Origin of the sequence: Streptomyces sp. NPDC057136 (genome assembly GCF_042670885.1) — a bacterium.
Taxonomy (GTDB): domain Bacteria; phylum Actinomycetota; class Actinomycetes; order Streptomycetales; family Streptomycetaceae; genus Streptomyces.
In genome coordinates this window covers 1-1,869 of sequence record NZ_JBHUUV010000102.1, presented here as the reverse complement: position 1 = coordinate 1,869, position 1,869 = coordinate 1, and the positions used below count along the sequence as shown (strand labels likewise).

Here is a 1,869-nt window from a genome sequence, read left to right as displayed (position 1 = left end):
GTGTATAAGAGACAGCCCGGGTGGGGCGAAGCCGGTCGAGCCACCACTGGGCCACACCGTGCCGTCACTTCGTCAGTTCCCGCGCGTCGAGCCGCAGTCGCCAGGCGTTGCGGCGGTACGCCATCAGGCCCGCGGCGAGCGTGTCGACTATGCCCTGGAGAAGTTCCATCTTCCGGGCGGCGAGGGTGGCATGGGCGTCGTCGACAAGGCCCTCCACAAACCGCCGGGCGCCGTCGTCGCGTTCAAGAAGCCGAACTCGCTGCGCGAGAAGCTCACCGCGCGGATGCTGCGCGAGATCGACGTGGCCCAGGTGCTCGGAGACAACCGCCACGTCATGCAGCGTTTGGGCTTGCTTGAGCCGTGGTGCTCGGAAACGGGCATGCCCGTTTCCGAGGGGGCCGGGTCATGGCAACATGAGCCGGCCCCCGACCAGTGGCGGGGCATCGCCACGCTACGAGAAGACCGTGACCATCTACCTGGCCGGACTCCACATCGCGGGCATCTTCCTCTGGCCTGCCCGATGATCCAAACGAAACGGCCTAGGCGCAGGCCTTGAAAGCTCCGCTGACATCGTTGTAGTAGGGGAATCGGAGGTTCCCGGAGCTTTCGCCGCCGTAGATTCCGTCGGCCGCGATCCCCTCCCGGCCCTGTGCGTAGACGAGGGTATTGCGGGTGGCGTTACCGAAAGAGCCATCCACCACCAAGTTGCCCCCGTAGCAGCGGTTGAGGGCTCTTTGGAGAGCCTTGACACCGTTCCAGTGCTTCCGTAATCCATCCAGCAGCCGCCGTACATGCTGCCGTCGTAGTGGGCGGGCACGATGCGGTAGTGACCAGAAGGAGCCTTGTAGGGGCTTGACCCCGAATCCTGGACACGGGTTATGCGGCTGGTGTCAGCGTAGTTGATGGTGTTCCGGACGCTGTCTCGTAGGCGATCGGAGGGCGGTGTCCGAGGCGGGAGTGACGGCGTCGGGTGTTGTAGCGGTGCAGCCAGTGGAATGCGTCGAGGCGGGCCTCACGGTCGCTGGACCAGTGCTTGCGGCCCTGGAGCGTCTCGCGTTTGAACGTCGCGTTGCAGGACTCGGCGGGCGCGTTGTCCGCCGAGCTGCCGACCGCGCTCATGGACTGGCGGACGCCGGCTTGGCGGCAGGCGTCAGCGAACGCCCGGCTGGAGTACTGGGCGCCGTGGTCGGTGTGCATATCCGCTCCGGCGAGGCTGCCGCGGCACTGCTCCGCGGCGGCCAGGGCGTCGGTGACGAGTTCGGTGCGCATGTGATCCGCGATCGCCCAGCCGGCCAGGCGGTGTGAGGCGAGGTCGATCACGGTGGCCAAGTAGAGGAACTTTCCGGCGTCCACGGGGAGATACGTGATGTCGCCGACGTACTTCGTGTTCGGCTCACTCGCGGTGAAGTCGCGGCCGATCAGGTCCGGGGCCTTCGCCGCGGCCGGTCCGCGATCGTGGTGCGGTGCCTGCGACGCAGCCGCACGCCCGCCAGGCCGATGCTCCGCATCACCCGCGCGATCCGCTTGCGGTTGACGCGCTTGCCGCCCTCGCGGAGTTCGGCAGTGATCCTGGGGACGCCGTAGGTGCCGTCCGATTTCCTGGTGCACGGCACGTATCCGGGCGGCGAGCCGAGCGTCGGCCGCCTGCCGGGCGGCCCGGTCCGCAGCCGTCGTGCGCCAGTAGTAGAAGCTGGAGCGGGAGATGCCCAAGATGGTGCACAGCCGCTTCACGCCGTAGCGGCGCTGGTGGTCGGCGACGAACTGGAAGCGGTTCAGGACCCGTAATTTAACTACTGCTTGAGTTGATCTCGTCGTGGTGCTCGATCAGGCGCTTGAGGGCTTCGAGTGTGCGGGGAGGGTGGGTCCTGT

At 67.1% G+C, this 1,869-nt stretch carries 1 protein-coding gene and 2 pseudogenes; 1 reads left to right on the top strand and 2 read right to left on the bottom strand.

From position 1 onward, the window contains the following. A pseudogene (locus ACFT7S_RS38645) lies at positions 1–556 on the top strand (hypothetical protein); the annotation flags it as partial. Here the strand turns inward: ACFT7S_RS38645 and ACFT7S_RS38640 are convergent. Both ACFT7S_RS38640 and ACFT7S_RS38635 read right to left on the bottom strand, forming a co-directional pair. Further along, complete coding sequence (locus ACFT7S_RS38640) at positions 540–779, bottom strand: peptidoglycan-binding domain-containing protein (RefSeq protein WP_382741237.1); 240 nt, start codon at positions 777–779, stop codon at positions 540–542. The pseudogene ACFT7S_RS38645 and the gene ACFT7S_RS38640 sit on opposite strands and share 17 nt — an antisense overlap. A gap of 97 nt (positions 780–876) precedes the next feature. After that, positions 877–1,779 (bottom strand): annotated as a pseudogene (locus ACFT7S_RS38635) (IS3 family transposase); the annotation flags it as partial. Positions 1,780–1,869: the final 90 nt, after the last annotated feature.